Origin of the sequence: Nitrospira sp. (assembly GCA_030692565.1) — a bacterium.
In the GTDB taxonomy this organism is placed as follows: Bacteria; Nitrospirota; Nitrospiria; order Nitrospirales; family Nitrospiraceae; genus Nitrospira_D.
In genome coordinates, this window is sequence record JAUYAO010000034.1 from 76,257 (window position 1) to 93,104 (window position 16,848).

19 protein-coding genes are annotated in these 16,848 nt (G+C 60.4%); all 19 read left to right on the forward strand.

What is annotated here, in order from left to right; translation table 11 throughout:
- The first annotated feature begins 4 nt into the window (after window positions 1–4).
- The 19 genes from Q8N04_08770 (at window position 5) to Q8N04_08860 (ending at window position 16,844) form a co-directional block, all read left to right on the forward strand.
- Window positions 5–664 carry a methyltransferase domain-containing protein gene (locus tag Q8N04_08770; GenBank protein ID MDP3090755.1) on the forward strand — a complete coding sequence of 220 codons (660 nt, stop codon included), beginning with the start codon at window positions 5–7 and terminating at the stop codon, window positions 662–664.
- A gap of 4 nt (window positions 665–668) precedes the next feature.
- The gene (locus tag Q8N04_08775) at window positions 669–1,508 is read left to right on the forward strand and encodes a methyltransferase domain-containing protein (protein ID MDP3090756.1); all 840 of its coding nucleotides are present in this window, start codon (window positions 669–671) and stop codon (window positions 1,506–1,508) included.
- A gap of 1 nt (window position 1,509) precedes the next feature.
- Window positions 1,510–2,343, forward strand: coding sequence for a methyltransferase domain-containing protein (locus tag Q8N04_08780; protein MDP3090757.1), 834 nt, complete (start codon window positions 1,510–1,512; stop codon window positions 2,341–2,343).
- On the forward strand, window positions 2,340–3,497 hold the full coding sequence (locus tag Q8N04_08785) for a glycosyltransferase (GenBank protein MDP3090758.1): 1,158 nt from the start codon (window positions 2,340–2,342) through the stop codon (window positions 3,495–3,497). Before Q8N04_08780 ends, Q8N04_08785 begins: the two co-directional genes overlap by 4 nt.
- Window positions 3,494–4,381 (forward strand): class I SAM-dependent methyltransferase, encoded by an 888-nt coding sequence (locus tag Q8N04_08790; protein ID MDP3090759.1) that lies wholly within the window; start codon window positions 3,494–3,496, stop codon window positions 4,379–4,381. The genes Q8N04_08785 and Q8N04_08790 overlap by 4 nt, the downstream gene beginning before the upstream one ends.
- Window positions 4,378–4,635, forward strand: a complete 258-nt coding sequence (locus Q8N04_08795; GenBank protein MDP3090760.1) for a hypothetical protein — start codon at window positions 4,378–4,380, stop codon at window positions 4,633–4,635. The genes Q8N04_08790 and Q8N04_08795 overlap by 4 nt, the downstream gene beginning before the upstream one ends.
- A gap of 4 nt (window positions 4,636–4,639) precedes the next feature.
- Entirely contained in the window at window positions 4,640–6,568 is a 1,929-nt protein-coding gene (gene asnB, locus Q8N04_08800) for an asparagine synthase (glutamine-hydrolyzing) (protein MDP3090761.1), read from the forward strand.
- Window positions 6,565–7,788, forward strand: coding sequence for a glycosyltransferase family 4 protein (locus Q8N04_08805; GenBank protein MDP3090762.1), 1,224 nt, complete (start codon window positions 6,565–6,567; stop codon window positions 7,786–7,788). Before asnB ends, Q8N04_08805 begins: the two co-directional genes overlap by 4 nt.
- Window positions 7,789–7,796: 8 nt before the next feature.
- Window positions 7,797–8,984, forward strand: coding sequence for a glycosyltransferase family 4 protein (locus Q8N04_08810; protein MDP3090763.1), 1,188 nt, complete (start codon window positions 7,797–7,799; stop codon window positions 8,982–8,984).
- Complete coding sequence (locus Q8N04_08815; protein MDP3090764.1) at window positions 8,977–10,506, forward strand: hypothetical protein; 1,530 nt, start codon at window positions 8,977–8,979, stop codon at window positions 10,504–10,506. The genes Q8N04_08810 and Q8N04_08815 overlap by 8 nt, the downstream gene beginning before the upstream one ends.
- Before the next feature lie 3 nt (window positions 10,507–10,509).
- Window positions 10,510–11,226, forward strand: coding sequence for a WbqC family protein (locus tag Q8N04_08820; protein MDP3090765.1), 717 nt, complete (start codon window positions 10,510–10,512; stop codon window positions 11,224–11,226).
- A gap of 13 nt (window positions 11,227–11,239) precedes the next feature.
- The gene (locus Q8N04_08825; GenBank protein ID MDP3090766.1) at window positions 11,240–11,884 is read left to right on the forward strand and encodes a PIG-L deacetylase family protein; all 645 of its coding nucleotides are present in this window, start codon (window positions 11,240–11,242) and stop codon (window positions 11,882–11,884) included.
- A 14-nt stretch (window positions 11,885–11,898) separates the two neighbouring features.
- Window positions 11,899–12,966, forward strand: coding sequence for a DegT/DnrJ/EryC1/StrS aminotransferase family protein (locus tag Q8N04_08830; GenBank protein MDP3090767.1), 1,068 nt, complete (start codon window positions 11,899–11,901; stop codon window positions 12,964–12,966).
- The gene (locus Q8N04_08835; GenBank protein ID MDP3090768.1) at window positions 12,951–14,123 is read left to right on the forward strand and encodes an MraY family glycosyltransferase; all 1,173 of its coding nucleotides are present in this window, start codon (window positions 12,951–12,953) and stop codon (window positions 14,121–14,123) included. Before Q8N04_08830 ends, Q8N04_08835 begins: the two co-directional genes overlap by 16 nt.
- A 40-nt stretch (window positions 14,124–14,163) precedes the next feature.
- Window positions 14,164–15,195 (forward strand): S-methyl-5-thioribose-1-phosphate isomerase, encoded by a 1,032-nt coding sequence (gene mtnA, locus Q8N04_08840; protein ID MDP3090769.1) that lies wholly within the window; start codon window positions 14,164–14,166, stop codon window positions 15,193–15,195.
- A gap of 103 nt (window positions 15,196–15,298) precedes the next feature.
- Window positions 15,299–15,622, forward strand: a complete 324-nt coding sequence (locus Q8N04_08845) for a nucleotidyltransferase domain-containing protein (protein ID MDP3090770.1) — start codon at window positions 15,299–15,301, stop codon at window positions 15,620–15,622.
- A complete protein-coding gene (locus tag Q8N04_08850; GenBank protein ID MDP3090771.1) occupies window positions 15,603–15,992 on the forward strand; it encodes a nucleotidyltransferase substrate binding protein in 390 nt (129 codons plus the stop codon). The genes Q8N04_08845 and Q8N04_08850 overlap by 20 nt, the downstream gene beginning before the upstream one ends.
- A 130-nt stretch (window positions 15,993–16,122) precedes the next feature.
- Window positions 16,123–16,317 carry a hypothetical protein gene (locus Q8N04_08855; protein ID MDP3090772.1) on the forward strand — a complete coding sequence of 65 codons (195 nt, stop codon included), beginning with the start codon at window positions 16,123–16,125 and terminating at the stop codon, window positions 16,315–16,317.
- Window positions 16,290–16,844, forward strand: a complete 555-nt coding sequence (locus Q8N04_08860) for a nucleotidyl transferase AbiEii/AbiGii toxin family protein (GenBank protein ID MDP3090773.1) — start codon at window positions 16,290–16,292, stop codon at window positions 16,842–16,844. Before Q8N04_08855 ends, Q8N04_08860 begins: the two co-directional genes overlap by 28 nt.
- Window positions 16,845–16,848 lie beyond the last annotated feature (4 nt).

Sequence of the window (16,848 nt, forward strand, 5' to 3'; positions counted from 1 at the left end):
AGTGATGCCACAAGCTATGAGCCAACGTGAGCAGTATGATCTCGAGTGGAACGGCTGGAAGGCCGCGGCCGGTGCGTTTGAAGGAGTCCGGCGGTACGGCCAGATCAGTCGGAGGGTGGCCGCACTGGCGCCTGAGCGCATGCTCGATGTGGGGTGTGGCGATGGCCGGCTTGCCAGAGCAATCAAGCAGGTGTTGCCTGGTGTCGTAGTACATGGTTGCGATCTATCGGCCGCGGCACTCGATCGCGCCGAAGGGCTGGATCGAAAGTATGCGGTCGATCTTAATGTTGAGCGCCTTCCTGAACCAGACGGCAGTCTCGATCTGGTGGTCGCCAGCGAGGTGATTGAGCATCTCGTGGAGCCGGGTCGGGCGGTGGCTGAATTTCACCGGGTCCTTAGTCCTCGCGGGTATGTTGTGATCACGGTGCCGAACGTCGCCTTTTGGCGATTTCGGTTGGAGGCTTTGCGGGGAGGCGTCCCATCGGTGACGGCGGATGAGCGCCATCTGCATTCGTTCAACGCGGCCTTGCTGGCGGCGCTCGTGGTTCGTGGTGGATTTGAGCTCGTGACCGTCACCGGACTCCGGCAGCGCTATGAGTCGTTGGCTGCCATAGGGTTCACCTGGTTGTGCGACACGTTGCTTCTGATCGGTCGGAGATCCTGAGCTGATGAGTTATGAATTGACCAGATCAGGCTTTGATGGCGTGATGCGGGAGTTTCGTCCCTCACGCTATGAGGTGTTCGGAAGCGAGGATCCTCGTTTTACCACCCCGATGCATCATGCGCTGAAGTGTCGGGATCGGTTGTACGTCGCGTTGCGGAGCGGACTGCGCTGGTTGCCGCAGGGACCGCAGGCCATCGTGGATTTTGGTCCGTTTCCCGGCAGCCTGTTGAGGCTCTTGCGCCTGACCGAACCGACGAGATCGGCCCGGCTCGTGGGGGCCGGTCTGATGGCCAGTCCTGAATTTGTGCAGTTGATGAAGCAGGACGTAAATGTTGACATCCTGACGGTCAATCTGGATCCGGCGGGGAAGCAGTTTGAGCTGAAGGGCTATCCGACCGCCGTGCCGATGGGGGGGGCTGCCAGGTTGATATTCGCACTGGAGATCATTGAGCATTTGACCTCGCCTTTTCATCTGCTGGCGGAGGCCCATCGTATTCTCCAGCCGGGCGGGTGCATCGTGATCACGACGCCGAACGTCACCCGTATCGGAAATGTGATGAAGCTCCTGGCCGGCCGGACACTCAATGATCGCTTGGCCCCTCCCGGATATGACGATCCAAACGATGAATGGCGTCCTCATGCCCGCGAATATGCGATGCATGAGCTGGCTGACATGCTCAGGACTTCAGGGTTTGAGATTGTCGAGTCGCAGCATTTTCTGGGGGAGGATACGCAGGATTGCAGACTGACGGCACAGCAACAGGCGATCGATTGGGCCAAGTGGCCGTTCTATGCCGTCCCGCATTTGCGGGGAAGTCTCCTGATCGTGGGGCGGAAGCGATGAGATGTCGAACCCAAACAATGACGGCGGAGGCACAGCACACACGATGATCTCCGTCTTCGATAAGGTCTATAGAACAGTGGCCAGTCCTCTATCTGAACGGTGGCTGGGCGGATTTCATGCCGGTCTGGTCATTAAGGGTCTCTATCTGCAATGGAAGGTGGCTGCCTTCCTGCGGCAGGGGGGGCGGAGAGTTATGGATGCCGGTTGTGGTCCTGAGGCGCAGTTGACAGCGATGCTGGCGGGGCGCTATCCGACCTGCTCCTTCGTCGGATGGGATTTGCATGTGGACCGTGAGGTAAGAGATGCGCTGCCGCGCACGAATGTGTCGGTGATCGAGTCGGACCTCGCGCGGCTGGCAAGTATCGGTGAGTACGATCTGGTCTATTCCATCGACGTGCTTGAACATATCGATGATTTCGAAGGGACGCTCGATCGATTGGTCTCAGCGTTGCGCTCCGGGGGGCTGCTCTTCATTCATGTGCCGAGTTTGGAACAGCGATTCTGGTTCGGATCCGGAGAGGAAGAGGCGCCGGATCGTTTCCGAGCTCATCGGTCAGGAGACGACCATGTGCATGAGGGTTTCAGTCTGTCACAGTTGACCGAGGCTCTGGAGCGGCGGTCTGTGACGGTACTCGACGCGCGCCCCACGTTCGGTCGATGGGTGGGACTCCTCAAGGAAACATTTTCGTATGGCGAGGGACGCAGGGTCAGCGGGATCGGATTGTTGCTGTTGCCGGCGGTACTTCTGACGGTGGCGCTGGAGATGCTGTTCGTGCCGAAGCGGGGAAACGGGTCAATGATTGTCGGGATGAAGAGAGAGAGGGCGTCGGCATGATCGTAGTCGCAGAGCTGGCCGGGTCGGCCTCCTATGGCGGCGGTGAGCGCTATCTGGAATTGCTCTGCGAGCACCTCGATCCCTCACGCTTCCGGCCGATTCTGATTTGTCCGGAGGAGGGTTCGTTCGTCGGGCGCATGCAGGCCCGGGGTGCGGATGTGCGCGTGGTGCATTTGGAGCCTCTCTTCAACCCCTTTGCTCTGATGCGATTAGTGCAAGTGCTTTCTCAAGAGCATGTGACCATTCTTCAAACGCACGGCGCCCGGGCGAATTTTTATGGCCGGGTGGCCGGATGGCTGGCGGGAGTTCCCGTGGTGATTTCCACGGCGCACAATTCGATCGCTGACTACGAGGTGAGCCGATTGAAACGCTGGATGTATTCCACGGCGCTTCGGGCGACCCTGCCATGGTCGAAGCGGATTATCTGTGTGTCAGACGCCATCCGGCGCGATGTGATTCAAGACGATCCGGCGGCTGCTAACCTGGCGGAGACCGTGCACAACGGGATCGACCGCCGCTTGTTTCAGAATGCGGTTGATCGAACCAGGGTGCGTCGTGAGTTTGGCCTCACCGATGGTCCGCTGCTGGTCATGGTGGCTCGGCTGAGCCAACCCAAAGGGCACGGCGACTTGATTGAAGCCTTGGCTCTGCTGCGGGAGCGATGGCCGCAGTTGCACTGTGTGTGCGTGGGTGACGGGGAATTGAAGCAGCCGCTGGAGGCGCTTGCCGGTGCTCGGGGGCTCTCGTCGATGTGCCGGTTTGTCGGATCTCGCGACGATGTGATGGAGTTTTATGCAGCGGCAGATGTGGTGGTGCTGCCCTCGCATTCCGAGGGGTTCCCGTTTGTCATTCTCGAAGCGTTGGCCATGGGGAAGCCGGTGATTGCGACGAGGGTAAATGGGGTGCCTGAAGTGATCGATCACATGAAGACGGGCCTCTTGGTAAACGCTCGTGACGTGGGTGGATTGGCATGTGCGATTGAATCTCTCTTGGAGCATCCTGAACGGGCGATGCAATTGGGAGTAGCCGGGCGTGCGGTGGTGCAGGCGCGGTTTACGGTCGACCGGATGGTCGAAAAGACGGTGGCGGTGTTTGATGAAGCCTTACGGGCAGAAGGAATCGACGCGCCCTCATGGAGCAGGAAGGTCGCATGAGCCTCGCGGTGCCGCTGGAGATGGAAACTGTGGTGTGCCCCTGCGGGGGCGGCGGGAGTCCGTCTGAGGTGTTTCAGACCTCGACAAGACGGTATGTCGCCTGTCCGGCGTGCGGCCTGGTGTTTCTGAGTCCTCGGCCTTCTTCCTCTATCGTGGAGGAATATTATCGGGAGAGTTATGACGGGTCCTACGGCGCCGCGGAAAGTTCCGCCGATCGGCAGCCGGTGTTTGCCAGCGTCTTGGCGCATCTGCTGGAGTGGCGAAGACCTCCGGGACGGTTGCTCGATATCGGCTGCGGCGATGGCGCGTTCCTGATGCTCTGTCGCGAGGCGGGATGGGACTGCACCGGTGTCGAAGTGTCCCAAGGAGCCGCCGAGCGAGCCAGGGGGAAAGGGTTACGAGTCCTGTCGCCGGCAGAGCTCGGGCAATCGACGGGAGGCCCGTTCGATGTGGTGACGCTGGTGAATGTCCTGGAAACGGTGACGGATCCTGCGGCCATCGTGAGAGCTATGACGCATCAGGTCAACGCTCAAGGGATTATTGCAGTGCGAGTGTCGAATGGGCTGTTTCATCAGCGAATGCGAACGCCTGTCCGTTGGTGCGGAGCCCAGTACGACCAGGCCTTTCACCTGTTCAGTTATTCGCCGAGCGCGTTGAAGACGCTCATGGAGACCAGCGGCTTTGAGGTGCTTTCTCTGCGCAATTCCGTACCGAGTCTGGGTCCGGTCACGAGCGCCAATTCCTGGGGGCGCCGGCTGAAGTGGAGGCTCGTTGGAGGGGGATTGTCGATGGTGGCGGATCTGGCCTATCGGCTGAGCGCCGGTCGCCTGGTTTGGGCACCATCGTTTGAATTGATCGCCCGGCGGAAGGATGGAGTCTCGTGAGCGCGATCAGCCGGCAGAGCCGCCGCCGATGGAAGCGGCGGATCGGATTTTGGGGCAGCGTGTTGATCGTCTGTCTGCTCGGCGCAGTGGCCGCACTCGGCGTGCGCATGTTGTTGACCTCAGTCGGGTCGGCCAAGCATCTGCGGTATGAGCCGGTCGATGTGCCGCCGCAGACCGTTTCACCCCGGCATGAGCGGGAGCGGGAAGAACTGGAGCGGCGTGAGCGGACGGTGACCGAAGGGAAAGACAAGTAACCAGATGTGTGGGATCTGCGGCATCATCGGTTCGAGTGAGGAGGCCTTGGTCTCCCGGATGCTCCGGCGGCTGGTCCATCGGGGTCCGGATGAACAGGGGCTTCACCGTGAGGGCGGGGTCACGCTCGGGGCTCGCCGTCTGCGCGTGATCGATCCCGCCGGGGGCCGGCAGCCGGTGCAGAATGAAAACGGCTCGGTCTGGGCGGTGTTGAACGGGGAAATCTATAACTATCGTGCCTTGCGTCAGGAGTTACTGGATCGCGGTCACCGGTTGACGTCCCGCTGCGACACCGAAGTGCTGGTGCATCTCTATGAGCAGGAGGGAATCGATGGTCTCGCGCGCCTGAGAGGAATGTATGCGTTCGCGATCTGGGATCGGGAGCGCCAGGAAGCGCTGTTGGTCCGGGATCGATTGGGGATCAAGCCGCTCTACTATGCCACTCGTCCGGGAACGGGAATAACCGGTACCGACGTGTTGTTTTCGTCCGAACTGCCATCCTTGCTGGAAGCGTTACCCGATGCGCGCATCCGTCCGCAAGCCATTGCCGACTATCTGACCTCGCTGTACGTTCCCGGACCCGACACGGTCTACGAAGGCGTGTACCAACTCAGGCCCGGCGAAGCGTTACGAGTCGGTCAGGGGCGCGTTGAGGCCGTCCGCTACTATCGACCGGAACAATCGCGGTCATCGTCTCAGTGGACAACGGTTGACGAGGCGAAGGAACAGTTCGTCGAGATCTTTCGCGACACGGTTCATGCGCATCTGGTGAGCGATGTGCCGGTGGGACTGTTTCTCTCCGGAGGCGTGGATTCGGCCGCCGTCTTGGCCATGATGCAGGAACGGGGACCGGTCAAGACCTTTACGATCGGCTACGAGCATCCCCAGGATCAGTCCTACAATGAGCTGGCCAACGCGCGGCTCCTCGCGACACATTTTGGAACCGATCACACGGAAGCCATCTTACAGCCTGATATCCGTACGCTCCTTCCCCGAGTGGTCGCGGGAATGGGGGAGCCGTTTGCGGACTCGTCGGCGATTCCAACGTATCTCGTGTCTGAAGTCGCGCGACGCTCAGTCACGGTGGCCTTGTCCGGGATCGGCGGCGATGAACTGTTCGGCGGCTATCCCCGGTATCTCGGCATGCGCCTCGCCTCGTACTATCACAGGCTTCCTCGCACGATGCGATCGTGGTTGTCTGTTTCTGCCGCATGGGCTTGCCGTGAAAATGGGTCCGGTCGTGACCACGCGGGCAGGGTGAAGCGGTTTCTGGAGCATGGCCATCGCTCATTGGCCGAGCAATATCGCCGGTGGACGACGTTCATTCCCGCTGAGTGGGAGGCCGGCATCTGGAGCGGAGCGATGAGGAGCGCGTTGCCCCACGGGTTTTCTCCGAGCCGGCCCTCGCCGCTCTTTGACGAATGGCCATCAGGTAACCCGGTTGATCGCGCGATGGGCCTCGATCTACAGACCTATCTTCCCGATGATCTGCTGCGTATGGGCGACCGGATGAGTATGGCGCATTCGCTTGAACTCCGCGTTCCGTTTTGCGACCACCTCCTACTCGCCTGTGCGTTGAGAGTGGCGCCATCGCTGCGACTGTCGGGTGGGCACCTGAAGGGATTCATGCGATCGGCCCTGCACGGGCTTGTGCCCGAGGCGATTCTTGACGGTCCCAAGCAGGGGTTCATGATTCCGTTGGCTCGCTGGTTGCGCGAAGATCTACGTGAGATGGCGCAGGACCTGTTGTCGGAGACCGCCGTCCGTCGCCGGGGTTATGTCGCGCCTGAGTATGTCCGGTGGCTGATGGTAGAACATCAGAGCGGGCGAAGAAATTGCGCGGATCCGCTGTACGCCTTAATGGTGTTGGAGCTGTGGCATGAACGAGCCGCTCAGCCTGCCTCTGAACAGGCTATGGCCGTGGAGGCATTGTGAAGGTTGTGCTTTTAGCGGAAGTCTCGGCCGAACGGGTCATCGGCGGAGCGGAGCGTGTCTTGCGGCAGCAGGCTGTCGGTCTTGTCGCAGCGGGGCATCAGGTGGATCTCCTTACGCGGGCCGCGGATGAGGCTGTGTCGATGGAGGTCGCGATCGGCGGCGCGAAGGAGTGGCGGTTTCCTGTATCGAGGAAGAATGAGTGGAGCTTTGTGCGATCGACTGTACAGGGGGCGATGCAGTTGTTCGATCGTCTGACTCAGACAGCTTCCTATGACCTGGCGATTATCCATCAAGCCCTCTCGGGGCTTGGTCCTCTCTATCTCAGGCGGAGTGCGGCGGCCGAGTGGCTCTATGTCTGTCATTCTCTGGCGCACGAGGAGTATCTCACGCGCGCCGTGGCAGCCACCTCGCCGTGGTCGAAACTGCGCCGCCATGTGAATGCCCTGGCGCGCCGAGGCATCGAGTGGCTGGTGATGTGGCGGTGTCATCGGATTGTCGTCCTGAGTGAGTTCATGCGGCAGCGGGTGATGGCGACGCATGGGATCGCGCCCGAGCGGATAGTCCTGGTGCCGGGAGCGGCGGATCCTGCCGTCTTTCGTCCGGTTGGCACTCGACGAGAGCTGCGCCGAACGTTGGGGTTGCCGGAGGATCGGACGATTCTCTTCACTGTCCGCAATCTGGTCCCCCGGATGGGGTTGGAGATGCTGCTGGAAGCCGTCGCTTCCCTGGAGCACGCCGGTCAGCGCTGTCTGTTGGTGATCGGAGGCGAAGGACCGCTCAGGGCCTGTTTGGAGGCCGGTATCAGGGAGCGACGATTGGAGCAGATCGTTCGGCTGGTCGGGTTTATTCCCGAGGAACAGCTGGTGTCGTATTACCAGGCCGCCGATCTGGTTTTGATGCCGACCGCTCAACTCGAAGGGTTCGGGCTGGTGACGGTGGAGGCGCTGGCCTGTGGCGCGCCGGTCGTGGGCACGCCGGTCGGCGCGATTCCGGAAGTGTTGAACCAGATCGATCCCATTCTGATCGCGAGCGGGACGGATAGTCCTTCTTTTGCCGATGCGCTCGGGCGGGTTTTGAGTCGCATCGAGGAGCCGGTAGAGCTGGAGCGGTTGTCGAGGAAAGGGCGCAGTCTGGTTGAGCACCGGTATAACTGGGTGCAGCATTGTGCGGATCTCATCCGGCTCTCCGCCAAACCGGTGTCGGAACGAAAGGCGGCTTAGAGATTTCTATGGCAGCGCGCACGGTCATTCACATTATTACCAGGCTCGATCGGGGAGGCTCGGCACAAAACACCATGTTGACTGTGTTAGGGCATGACCGGACGCAGTATGAGCCGGTGGTGATCGCCGGTCATCCCGGATCGTGGGACGCGCAGGGTGGCATGGCGGCGACAGAGGAACAGTGTCGTCGCCTGGAGAAGGAGGGGATCTCCTGCGTCATCGTGCCGTCGCTCGTTCGCCAGATCAGCCCCTGGAAGGATCTCTGCGCGTTATGGACAGTGGTCGGTATCCTGCGGGCGAAACGGCCGGCGATCGTCCATACCCACACGTCGAAAGCCGGTGTCGTCGGTCGAGTGGCCGCCTGGTTCGCGCGGGTTCCGGTGATCGTGCATACGCCGCACGGACATGTGTTTTACGGACACTTCGGTCTCTGGAAATCCCGGATCTTTGTACAGATTGAACGCATCCTGTGTCGCGTGACGAGCAGGCTGATGGCGTTGACGAGCGCAGAGCGGGACGACCATCTTGCGAGAGCGGTCGGCCAGGCCGATCGGTTTGCCGTGATCCCCAGCGGCATCGATGTCGAGCGGTTTCGCCGTGCGCGCGTCGAGGGGAGGCGGATTCCATCGTGGTTTAACTGTCCTTCGGACGCGACCATTGTCGGATCGATCGGATGGTTGACGGATATCAAAGGTCATCGGGTTTTGGTCGAAACCGTGAGTTACCTCAAGGACGAGTTTCCGCAGCTCCATGCAGTGATCGTGGGAAGCGGCGGGCAGCATGACGTCTTGCTCGCACAGGCTGACTCCTTGGGCGTCCGTGATCGTATTCATTTGGTCGGGCATCGAGACGATGTCGAGCGGTGCCTGGCCGGGATGGACTGCTTTGTCTTTCCCTCGTTGAACGAGGGCATGGGGCGCGCGTTGATCGAAGCAATGGCAGCGGGTCTGCCGGTCGTGGCGAGCCGGGTCGGCGGGATTCCTGCGATCGTGCGACATGAGGAGAACGGGTTGCTGGTCGCGGCGGGGGATAGTCGGGCGCTGAGCGACGCGTTGCGTCGCATCCTGAGCGATCCGCAGTTGGCCGATAGGCTCGGCCGGAACGCCTCGCGCACGATTGGGCACGCATTCGGAGTGCAGGCCATGGTTGATGCCGTTGAGTTGGTATATCGGAGAGCCTTGCAGGCCCATGCATAATTTCGTATGGCAAACCGGGGTAGGTGTCGCATCCTGGATTGGTCTCACGCTGTCGGGGCTGGTCTGGTCGCCGATGGTGTCGGCCGCGGAGCAGCGGGTGCCGCTGCGTGTCGCCATCCATGTCCACAGCACGGCCAGTACCGGGACCTTGAGTCTGGAGGCGTTAGCGGCCCGGGCTGAGCAACAGGGCCTAGATGGGATCGTACTCTCCGACAATTTCTCTCTGGAGTACGAGTATGGCCTCCAGCCACTTCCGGGACTGCTGAAAAAGACGGTCAGGTATCCCTCGGTTCTCTCTTATGGTGTCGAGCGCTATCTCGAAGAAATCCAATCGGTGCAAGCGCGCCACCCGCAGATGGTGATCGTGCCGGGAGTGGAGGTCGCTCCCTACTACTATTGGACCGGCTCCCTCTGGCGTGGGGATCTGACGATGCACGATGCGCAGCGCAATCTCTTGGTGGTGGGGCTGACGAGGGCGGAGGACTATCGGGCGCTCCCGGCACGCGGGAATCCGGCATCCTTTACGGTGGATGGAGCCAGTCTCGTGAATGCCGCGCCCCTGCTCTTGGTCATTCCCGCGCTGTTCTTATGGAAGCCCCGCCGCCAAATGGTGGAAGGCTGGCGCGAGCCGATCGGTGCGGCGCGTCGAACGGTCGCCGTATGCTGTCTGGTGTTGGCCGTGGCCACGCTGGTGAATGCCTGGCCGCTGGGAACGCCTCCGTTCAGTTCATACGAATCACAGCTGGGCTATCGACCTTATCAGGTGTTACTGAATGTCGCGAATCAACGCGGTGCGGTCGTGCTCTGGTCGATGACGGAGGCGCGCGATCTACAGTCGCATGCCTTCGGTCCCTTGGGAACAGTGACGGTGAGGACCGATGCCCATCCAGAAGCGCTGGTCTTGACCGGCGGGTATGCCGGGTTCGGCGGCCTCTACCAGGATACGAGAACGGTGACGGCCGCAGGCGGGCTCTGGGATCAGGTGATTCAGGCGCACAAGGGTACGGCACAGTCTGCTGTGCCGACGATGATCGGGGAGATCGCCTTTCACGGGTTGGCCGATAAGGGGAAGGATCTCGACCGTGTGGTGACGACGGTCTTTGCTAAGGAACGATCGGTTGCCGCGGTGTTGGAGGCGATCAGGTCCGGCCATGCCTATGCGGTTGCCGAAGGGGATCATCGGGTGATGTTGACGTTGGACGAGTTCAGCCTTGCTTGTGACTGCGATCGGGCGACCGTCGGCATCGGAGAGCGCGTGGCTCTGCCGTCCGGCTCGCACGCGATCGCAACGGTGCGGCTCTCTGCGCGTGACGGCAAGCCTCATCCCGTCACCCTGCGCTTGATCCGGTCAGGAGAGATTGTCGGCATGACGAAGGCCGAGACCCCCGTGCATTACCAATTGGCGGATGCGCAGCCAGTGCCGGACGGTGGCACGTATTACCGTCTGGAAGTTATCGGCCAGAGCGGCGAGCTGTTGACCAATCCCGTTTACGTGGATGTTCAGACGAAGGAACGCGGGTAGCCCATGCGCGTCACGATTCATCAACCGCAGTTTCTGCCGTGGCTGGGCTATCTCGACAAGATCGATCGAGCTGATTGTTTTATCGTGTTGGACACGGTCCAGTTCAAGAAGAACGAATGGCAGAATCGGAACCGGATCAAAACGGCGGACGGGTGGCAATGGCTGACGGTGCCGGTGCTGCATCATTTCGGTCAACGCGTGCAAGAGGTGACGATCAACCCGACGGCGGCCTGGCGCGATCAACATCTGCGGGCGCTGGGGATGCACTACGCGCGGTCGCCGTTCCGCGACCGGTATCTGCCGGAGTTGCGGGCGATCTATGCCGAACCCTGGACGAAGCTATCCGAGCTGAATCTGGCGGTGATCCGCTGGCTGCTAGAGGCCTATGGCATCACGACCCCCTTGCGCTGTGCATCTGAGATGGCCGCGCGCGAAGAGCCGACCGACCGCCTCGTCGATCTCTGTCGGGCGGTCGGCGCGACACAGTATCTCGCGGGACCCGGGGCGGAAGGGTATATGGATCAGTCGCGGTTTGAGGCGAGCGGGGTGGAGTTGGAAATTCAGGAGTTTCTCCATCCCGAGTACGGGCAGATGTACGGGCCATTTGAGCCGAATCTATCGGCCATCGATCTTTTGCTCTGCGTGGGGCCTGACGCATTGAAGCAACTGCGCAGTCGCCGGGTTCGACCAGTCCGGGCGACCGTGTCATCGCGACCATGACGAGGAGGCAGGTATGACATTCGACGGCACAGAAGCGATGCGGATTCTGGCGATCGGGGCTCATCCGGACGACATCGAAGCCGGCTGCGGCGGGGCGCTGGTCAAGTATGCGCAAAATGGACATCGGGTGTTTTTGATGGTGATGACGGAGGGGGAGCAGGGCGGCGCCGGTGAACTCCGGAAGTTCGAGCAGGAGCAGGCGGCCAAGCAGCTCTGTGCCGAGCGGATTTTTTGGGGCGGCTATCAGGATACCGCCGTGCCGATGGGACGTGAGCTGATCCAGTCGATTGAAGCGGTCGTCAAGGAAGTCGATCCGCATTTTATCTTTGTGCATTATCACGACGACACGCACCAGGACCACCGTCATCTGGCCATGGCGGCGATTTCGGCGACGCGTTACACGAAGAATGTCTTATTCTACGAAGGTCCGACGACACAAAACTTTGCGCCGACGGTGTTTGTCGATATCGATCAAGTGCTCGACGAAAAGATTGCGGCCATCGAGGCCCATGCGTCGCAAGTCAGGAAGACGAACATTGAAGCCCTCAGTATCGTGGACGTGATCCGGTCCTCGGCGCATTTTCGCGGGATTCAGGGTCGGGTGAAAAACGCAGAAGGGTTTCTTCCCTTGCGATTGTTTATTAATATTGGAACATGATGACGAGTACGACCATGATTCCGCATTCCCGTCCGTCGATCGACCAGCAGGAGATCCGAGCCGTCACCGAGGTGTTGCAGTCCGGCCATCTCGCGCAAGGTGCGGTCGTCGAGCGGTTCGAGCGGGGGATGGCTGCCTACCTCGGCCTGGCCGGCGGCGTCGCGGTCAATTCGGGAACGATGGCACTGGAAGTCGCGCTGCGAGTCCTGGGCATAGGACCCGGCGACGAGGTGATTCTGCCGAGTTATGTGTGTGCGGCGCCCTGGCAGGCGGTTCAGCGCGTCGGGGCGCAGGCGCGTCTGGTGGATATCGAGCCGGAAACCTTCCAGATCGACGCCGACCTGGCCCGGGCGGCGATCACCTCCAAGACTCGCGCGATCATTGTGCCGCATCTGTTCGGATTGCCGGCCGATTTGACCGCGCTCGCCCGTCTCGGCGTGCCGCTCATTGAGGATTGCGCGCAGACTTTGGGGGCGACTGAGCAGGGGCGGGCGGTCGGCTCCGTGGGAACGCTGACGGTCTGTTCATTCTATGCGAACAAGTTACTGTGTGCGGGGGAAGGCGGGATGGTGCTCTCGAACGATTCCGTGTTGTTTGAGCGAGCCCGAGCGCTGCGAGAGTATGACGGGGCGCCGTCGTTGATCCCCCAGGCGACGAATCTCAAGATGACGGACCTGCAGGCTGCCGTCGGCCTGGCGCAGTTGGACCGCCTCCCGGAATTGTTGGAGCGCCGTGTGAGTCTTGCCCGGGAATATCGCGTGGCGCTGGCAGGGACGTCGGCAATCGTGCCGGCGGTGCCGGCCGGACGATCGCATATCTATTATCGGTTCGTTGTACGAACGTCCAAGAGGGGATCAGGTGCGGATGAATTGAGAGCCTGTATCGGTCGATTGGAGCGCGCCGGCGTACAATGCCGGAAACCGGTGTTCAGGTCGCTGCATCGCTATCTCGATCTCGACGGATTTCCTGCCAGCGAGGCGGCCGAACACGACGCGCTTTCTCTTCCGCTCTATCCGTCGTTGGCGGATGAAGAAGTGGCTCAGATATGTATGGCGATGAGGGATGAATGGCGACGCGAGTAATCGAGAACGACCTGTCGATGGCGGTGAGCCCTCGCTCGTGGAGATGGCTGACGCCTGCAATGGCAGTGGCGTTGATTGGGGTGCTTGCGCTGGCGTTGCCCGCTGTTCGCGACCTGTTTCAGCTGGAGGGGCTGCGTTGGCTCTATGTGCTCTTATTTGCGTTTCTGGGAAGCGTCGCCCTCACGCCGGTGATGGTTCAGATCAGTCACCACTGGAATCTCGTCGACATTCCGACGGAACGGAAGATTCATGTGCAGCCGACGCCCCGGCTCGGTGGCGTCGCCGTCTATGCGGGTTTTGTCGGATCCGTGCTGATGAATTCAATCCTGCCGGACTGGATGACGGCGATTGTGTTGGCCGGATCGCTGCTGTTGATCGTCGGAGTGATCGACGATATCCGGGAGTTGCCCGCCTCATCGAAACTCGTGGCGCAGTTCGTGGCGGCCGGGATCGTGATCGCGTCGGGCAAGGTGCTCACCCTTTTTCCGGCAGGGGGGATCGGTGAAGTAGCGAATGTGCTGTTAACCCTGCTCTGGATCGTCGGGATTACGAATGCCTTTAACTTCTTTGACGGCATGGACGGTTTGGCCAGCGGTCTCGCCATTCTTATGGCGGGCTTCATGGGGGTAGTGGCGTTTGAAACCGACCAGCCCGGCGTAGGATGGTTGGCGATGGCCGTCATCGGCGCCTGTGCCGGATTCTTTCCGTACAATTTTCGGGGTGCTCAGCAGGCGAAAATATTTCTTGGCGACGGCGGGTCGACGTTCCTCGGGTTTACGCTGGCCTGTCTGGCGGTCAAAGGGAATTGGGCCAACCATAGTCCGATCGTGTCGTTCAGCAATCCGCTGTTGATTTTCGGCGTGCTGATCTACGACATGATCCATATTACCGTGGAGCGTGTGGTCACCGGGAAAGTGCATTCCGTGAAAGAGTGGCTGGACTATGTGGGCAAGGACCATCTGCATCATCGATTAGAGCGGGCATTGGGATCCCGGCAGGCCAGCGTCGCCATGATTTTCCTGCTCACGGTTTGCCTCGGTCTTTCCGCCATGGCGCTCCGCCACGCCGGTCTTCAGGAGGCCGTGCTGTTGCTCGTGCAAGCCGGCCTTATTGTCGGCATGGTGACCATCCTGGAATTGAGCGGCCGCCGTCGCTAGGGCTTGCACTCTCTCTCCATTCCCGCTAGAAGATCCCTCCATGGTTCCCACCGTCGAATGGAAAAATGGTTTCGTGCGACTGCTCGATCAGAGTCGGTTGCCCGAGCATGTCGAGTTTCTCGACTGCCGGGATTATCGGGCGGTGGCCGATGCGATTCGTGAATTAAAAGTCCGCGGGGCTCCTGCGATCGGTGTGACGGCCGCGTTGGGTGTGGCATTGGGTGCGCAGGCGGTCTCCGCGACGGAGTTCCCTGCATTTGCCCAGGCGCTTGTGCCGATCTGCGAGCATCTCGCGGCTACCAGGCCGACGGCCGTCAATCTGTTCTGGGCGATCGATCGCATGAAAAAGAAACTCGCGTCCTTGAGCGCGCAATCGGTGCCTGCCGTGAAAGCCGCGCTGCTGGCCGAGGCACAAGCCATTCTTGATGAGGATATTGCGCTCTGCAAAGCCATGGGGAAGCACGGCGCGGAGCTGATCTCAAGCGGGCAGACCGTCCTGACGCATTGCAATGCCGGGGCTTTGGCGACGGCGGGTTATGGCACGGCGCTCGGTGTGATTCGCGCAGCCTGGGAGCAGGGAAAGAAAATCCAAGTCATTGCGGATGAAACGCGCCCGGTCTTGCAAGGCGCCCGGCTCACGGCCTGGGAGCTGATGCAGGACAAGATCCCGGTGACGCTCATCACCGACAACATGGCCGGATCGCTCATGCGTCAAGGGAAGATTCAGCTCTGCGTCGTCGGCGCCGATCGGATCGCGGCCAACGGCGATGTGGCGAATAAGATCGGCACCTATTCCGTGGCGGTGCTAGCCAAAGCTCACGGCATTCCGTTCTATGTCGCAGCGCCGTACTCGACGATCGATTTGAAGACGAAGACTGGCGCGGACATCCCCATCGAGCAACGGAACCCGTTAGAAGTCACCACCATCCACGGCAGCCACCCGATCGCGCCCGCCGGCGTGGCCGTCTACAATCCTGCTTTTGACGTGACGCCGGCTGAATTAATCACCGGCATCATCACCGAACGCGGTGTGTTTAAGCCGGGTGAGCTGTCGAAGCAGTTCCGGGTCTAGCGGTGTTCTCGACTGGGGCTGGCTATCTTGCATTTTCGTCTTTATTTATATAGCTATGTAGCCTAATCGTGCATCGATAATCTGAGCTTGAAGGCAGCGTGGCATGAATAACGACGACCTCCTGTCGCTGGTGCGTTCAAAAGTAGAAGAATTGGCACGAACGCTCTTGGGATCCGAGTCTCAGGTCAATGTGTTTGTGTTCGGTTCTAGGGCCAGTGGACGGGCCGGATCGCGGTCAGATATCGATATCGGAGTCGATCTCGGGCATGTCATCGCTCCTGAGGCACTGTCTGCTTTGCGTGACGCCTTTGACGAGTTGCCGATTCTGCAGAAAGTCGACGTCGTTGATTTTTCTGCAGTCGACGAACGATTTAAGGCCATCGCTCTTCAGCACACGAAGGGGCTCTATGAGCGACAAGCTGCGTAATCTAGTGCGATTGCTCGATGCCGCATGTGCGCGGCTGGAAAATGCCTTGAACCAGCCTGTCAACGAATTCGTCCGAGACTCTGCCATACAACGGTTCGAATTTACCTTCGAGTTGTTGTGGAAAAGTTTGAAGGCGTATGCCGAAGAGTCAGGAGTCGAAGCCTACTCACCCAGAGACACGTTTCGCACGGCGTTTCAGTTGGGCCTTCTTTCTGAAGACAGGCCGTGGCTCCAGATGCTAGAAGATCGGAATCTCACCAGTCATACCTATAACGAAGTGACGGCCGAGACGATTTATTCCCATCTTCCTGCCTATCTTCGCATCATCCGCGAGGCGCAGGCGGAGTTGACACGTCGAATGAAGAATTAAGCGTTTTCTGGCCTATGAGGAGCATCATCACCGAACGCGGCGTGTTTAAGCCGGCAGAGATCAGTAAGCAGTTCCGATAAACGAGAGCAGGGTTGGCCTCTGCCGCCAGTCCGTGTAGAATAATCCCATCATGAAGCAGACTCCATCCTATGAAGTCCTGGAACAAGCCAGGCGGAACAGTTCCCTAGGCGAGCAGCTGGAGTCGGAGCGGCAAGCGGCTGTTCTCAAGCTGTCGTCTGGAGAACGCCTCGCCTTGGCCATCGAGCTGTCCGATACCTGCTGGCTGCTGCGTGAAGCATGTTCCAAGAAGCCCTTCAGGACATAGTGTCACGATTGGCCGCGGCCCGAACGAGGGGCTTGCTGGAACACTTTGCCTTGATCGGCGGATTAGCCGTATCGCTGTGGGCAGAGCCGCGGGCGACGCGGGACCTCGACTTTGCCGTCGCGCTGCAGGCCGGATCGCCGCAATCGCTGGCGGATTTTCTTCATGGGACCTATCGAGCGGGAGATCCGGGTGATCCGCTGCGCGGAGTGATTACGGCTTCTAGCGGCATGGATGAACGGACGATCCCCGTTCAGTTGATCTTTCTGCCCCGGCCGCTATCCGCTGTGGTGTTTGAACGGATGCACGATGTGAACGTGTTGGGGTGCGTGGTTCCGGTTGTGGCATGGGAGCCATTGGTGTTGCTCAAACTCTATGCCGGAGGGCCGCGCGATCTGCTCGATGCCAAACAGATTTGCGCGGCGCAGGCGCCAGATACCAGGGCGCTGGCGTCTGTTGAGACGTTGGCGAAGCAGGCAGGTTTGTCGGAAGAGTGGGATCAATTCCGGCGTCGAATGGCGACGCCATAGCGTT